This is a genomic window from Mesorhizobium sp. M7A.F.Ca.US.006.01.1.1 (assembly GCF_003997935.1).
Lineage (GTDB): Bacteria > Pseudomonadota > Alphaproteobacteria > Rhizobiales > Rhizobiaceae > Mesorhizobium.
Genome location: NZ_RZQL01000396.1, coordinates 1 through 3,835, shown reverse-complemented (window position 1 = coordinate 3,835; position 3,835 = coordinate 1). Strand labels below are relative to the sequence as shown.

The window sequence follows — 3,835 nt, the reverse complement described above, 5'->3', positions numbered from 1 at the left end:
ATACGGGAACGCCGAGCCAGGTCGCCGCAAACAGCGTGATCCCCCCGCCGGTCTCGGCGCAAAAACCCTGCATCGGGTTCAGCCGGGTGATCTTCGAGCCCATGGTGTGAACGATGCGCCAGCCGCCGAACAGAGTGCCGAGCGCCAGCGCCGACTGGCAGGTGAGGACCACCCAGAGCGGTACGTAGAAAGTCGCGCCGAGCATGCCTTGCGAATAGAGCAGCACGGCGATGATGCCCATGGTCTTCTGGGCGTCATTGCCGCCGTGCCCGAGGGAATAGAGCGAGGCGGAAAAGAACTGCATGACGCGGAAGGTGCTGTCGACCGCAAACGGCGTCTGGCGCACGAAGAGCCATGAGACGACGAGAATCAGGACGAGCGCCAGAATAAAGCCGGTCGCCGGCGACAAGACGATTGCCGCAACCGTCTTGCCAAGCCCGGTCCATACGATGGCGCCCACGCCTGCCTTTGCCACACCGGCGCCGACCAGGCCGCCGATCAGCGCATGCGAGCTGCTCGAAGGGATGCCGGCGATCCAGGTGACGATGTTCCAGACGATGGCGCCGACCAAGGCTGCAAAGATCACCGCCGGGGTGACGATGCTGACGTCTATGATACCTTTGCCTATGGTCTCGGCAACGTGGAGGCCGAAGAACATGAAGGCGATGAAATTGAAGAATGCCGCCCACAGCACCGCATATTGCGGCCGCAGCACCCTGGTGGAAACGATGGTGGCGATGGAATTGGCGGCATCGTGCAGGCCGTTGAGAAAGTCGAAGAACAGTGCGACGGCGACGAGGCCGGCCAGCACGGGAAAGGCAATGGTTGCTTCCATCACCTAGACATTCTCAATGACGATGCCGCTGATCTCGTTGGCAACGTCCTCGAAGCGGTCGACCACCTTTTCCAGTTGGCCATAAATCTCGCTGCCGATCATGTACGCCATCGGATCGCTGCTGCCGTGCTTCCTGAAGAGATCCTTCAGCCCTTGCTCATGCAGGTCGTCGGCCCGGCTTTCGACGCGCATCACCTCTTCGGCGATGGCGTTGAGGCGCACAGTATGCGTCGCGACCTTGTTGAGCAGCGGGATCGCTTCGGCCACCAGCTTGGCGGCGGCGACGATGACGCTACCCATTTCCTGCATCAGCGGATCGAACTCCTTGCGCTCGAACAGCTTCACCGTCTTGACCGTCTTGTGCATCATATCGATGGCATCATCCATCGACTGGATCAGGTCCTTGATGTCGCCGCGATCGAAAGGCGTGATGAAGGAGCGCCGCACCGCCAGCAGGACTTCCGCGGTGATGTGGTCGGCCTCATCTTCGAGATCGATGATTTTCTGGCACCAGAGGTCGATATCCCTGCCTTGGAGAAGCTGCTCCAGCGCCTCGGCGCCGCCGACCACGGTGCGGGAATGTCGTTCGAACAAATCGAAGAAGCGATCTTCGCGCGGCAAAAGCTTGCGGAACCAGCCCAGCATGGTCGATCTCCCAGTTTCATCCACATAGCGCCGCATCGCGCCGCGGGAAACAGGTAGCCGGCTTAAAGGTGTGGATGCAGGGCAATTGTGCGTGGTGCTTGCGGTAGAGCACAATTTCCCCGACCTTGCAGCGAACGACCGGAAAGATCGCATGATCGACAAGCTGGAATTCTTCATCGCGCTCGCCAGGGAGGAGCATTTCGGCCGGGCGGCGGAGGTGTGCGGCGTCACCCAACCGACGCTCTCGGCCGGCATCAAGCAGTTGGAAGGCCAGCTTGGCGTCATGCTGGTTCTGCGCGGCTCACGCTTCCAGGGGCTGACGCCTGAGGGAAAACAGGTGCTGGTGTGGGCACGCCGCATCGTCGGCGACACCAGGACCATGCGCGAGGAAATGCGCGCGGCGCGCCACGGACTTTCCGGCCGTATCCGCATCGCCGCCATCCCGACGGCGCTCGCCATGCTGCCGCGGCTGACGACGCCCTTTCGCGAAAAGCATCCAGGCGTCACCTTTTCGGTGCTGTCGCGGACCTCGATCGAGGTGCTGTCGCTGCTCGGCAATTTCGACATCGATGCCGGCATCACCTATCTCGACAACGAGCCGCTGGGGCGGGTGACCAGCGTGCCGCTCTATGACGAGCGCTACCAACTGATCACCGCGATGGGAAATCCCTATTCCGACCGCGACAAAGTGACATGGGCGGAGCTCTCAAGCCTGCCGCTGTGCCTGTTGACGCCGGACATGCAGAACCGCCGCATCATCGATCAGCATCTGGCTGAAGCCGGCGTGCAGGTGCGGCCGACGCTGGAATCCAATTCGATGATCGTGCTGTTTTCGCACATCCGCACCGGCAAATGGTCGTCGATCATGCCACTCAACCTGGCGGAAACATTCGGCTTTTCCGAGCCGATCCGGGCCATTCCGATCATCGAGCCAGACGCCAGCCACACGGTCGGCCTCGTGGCGACACCGCGCGAACCGCACACACCTTTGGTCTCGGCGCTGCTGGACGAGGCAATGGCGCTGGCGGACGATTTCCATGCCAACCGTTCCGCTAGACAGGGTTAGTCAAACGGGGCGATAGAAAATTTCTATCGTACAACGAAACCGCTTTATTGATTTCAGAGGTTTTCTCTGGTTTCTTAAGCACTTAGCGATAAAGCGGCACGCGCATGTCGTTGTTCCAAAACAGCTTGATGCTTTTGACCGATATGTGTGGGTCGCTACGATAGGGAGGGCGCTGCATGACAATGCAGCCTGCAAGTACCGAGATTACGTCGCGCACGGTCGCGATCATCCAGGAGATGAAGGGCCTCGAAGGCCCGTTGCTGCCGATCCTCCACGGCATCCAGGAAGAGTTCGGCCATGTGCCCAAGGATGCGCTGCCGGTCATCGCCGAGGCGCTGAACATTTCCAGGGCCGAGGTGCACGGCGTCGTCAGCTTCTATCACGATTACCGCAGCCATCCGGCAGGCCGCCATGTGCTGAAGCTCTGCCAGGCGGAATCCTGCCAGTCGATGGGTTCGGACGCCATCGCCGCCAAGCTGAAGCAGCTGCTGGGCATCGGCTTTCATGAAACGACCCGCGACGGTTCGGTGACGCTGGAGCCGGTTTATTGTCTCGGCCTGTGCGCCTGTTCGCCCGCCGCCATGCTGGATGGCGAGGTGATCGGGCGGCTCGATGACGAGAAGCTCGACGAGATCGTTGCAGAGGTGCGCTCATGATCCCGCGTATCTACATTCCCGGCGATTCCGGCGCACTGGCGCTGGGCGCCGAAAAAGTGGCCAGGGCGATCGCAAGTGAGCTTGCCGAGCGCGGCATCGAGGCCAAGATCGTCCGCAACGGTTCGCGCGGCGCCTATTTCCTCGAACCGATGGTCGAAGTTGCGACAGCCAACGGCCGCGTCGCCTACGGGCCGGTCAAGCCGTCCGACGTCAAAAGCCTGTTCGACAGCGGCTTCCTCACCGGCGGCCATCACAAACGCTGGTTGGGCGCGCCGGACAAGATCCCCTTCCTCGCCAAGCAGACGCGGCTGACCTTCGCGCGCTGCGGCGTCACGGATCCGCTGTCGCTGGAATCCTACAAAAAACATGGCGGGTTGAATGGACTGACGAACGCGCTGGCGCTGACGCCTGCCGCCATCGTGACCCAGGTGACCGAATCCGGCCTGCGCGGGCGCGGTGGCGCGGGCTTCCCGACCGGCATCAAATGGAAGACGGTGCTCGATACATCAGGCGACCGCAAATACATCGTCTGCAACGCCGATGAGGGCGATTCGGGCACCTTCGCCGACCGCATGATCATGGAAGGTGATCCCTTCGTACTGATCGAAGGCATGACGATCGCCGGTATAGCCA

The 3,835-nt window shown here is 61.6% G+C and carries 4 protein-coding genes and 1 pseudogene; 3 read left to right on the top strand and 2 right to left on the bottom strand.

From position 1 onward, the window contains the following. Positions 1-835: inorganic phosphate transporter (locus EN943_RS35695; RefSeq protein WP_164778564.1), on the bottom strand; the 835-nt coding region annotated here is incomplete at its 3' end. 3 nt (positions 836-838) lie between these two features. Next, positions 839-1,480, bottom strand: a complete 642-nt coding sequence (locus EN943_RS35690; RefSeq protein WP_127416462.1) for a DUF47 domain-containing protein — start codon at positions 1,478-1,480, stop codon at positions 839-841. A gap of 151 nt (positions 1,481-1,631) precedes the next feature. Here EN943_RS35690 and EN943_RS35685 point away from each other — a divergent pair, with 151 nt between their 5' ends. From EN943_RS35685 to EN943_RS35675, 3 genes and pseudogenes are all read left to right on the top strand, one after another. Beyond that, positions 1,632-2,546: a LysR family transcriptional regulator gene (locus EN943_RS35685; protein WP_013528010.1), complete on the top strand. Its 915-nt coding sequence runs from the start codon at positions 1,632-1,634 to the stop codon at positions 2,544-2,546. A gap of 176 nt (positions 2,547-2,722) precedes the next feature. Then, positions 2,723-3,202: a formate dehydrogenase subunit gamma gene (locus EN943_RS35680; protein WP_027039671.1), complete on the top strand. Its 480-nt coding sequence runs from the start codon at positions 2,723-2,725 to the stop codon at positions 3,200-3,202. After that, positions 3,199-3,835 (top strand): annotated as a pseudogene (locus tag EN943_RS35675) (formate dehydrogenase); the annotation flags it as partial. The gene EN943_RS35680 and the pseudogene EN943_RS35675, both read left to right, overlap by 4 nt.